This is a genomic window from Pseudoalteromonas sp. S3178 (genome assembly GCF_005886985.1).
Lineage (GTDB): Bacteria > Pseudomonadota > Gammaproteobacteria > Enterobacterales > Alteromonadaceae > Pseudoalteromonas > Pseudoalteromonas carrageenovora.
In genome coordinates this window covers 1-202 of record NZ_PNCW01000240.1, presented here as the reverse complement: position 1 = coordinate 202, position 202 = coordinate 1, and the positions used below count along the sequence as shown (strand labels likewise).

Here is a 202-nt window from a genome sequence, read left to right as displayed (position 1 = left end):
GTAACGCTAGCCTCGTTAATAGCGAGCAACTTACCGCGGTGATGTCCGCTTCGTTAACTGGATTTAGCCGAGTGCTCGCACAGCAAGAATTGGTTGATAATTGGGGTGGCCTCATTGATGTTGATGGCCAAAATGATGCCGAACATATCACAGCCAGATTATTAAGTGACCGCCAAGAAGGGGAAGTTGCTTTTAGGGAAAA

At 47.0% G+C, this 202-nt stretch carries 1 protein-coding gene; it reads left to right on the top strand.

What is annotated here, in order from left to right:
* The coding region (locus tag CWC11_RS20780; protein WP_138684174.1) for a hypothetical protein at positions 1–202 on the top strand (202 nt) is incomplete at both ends.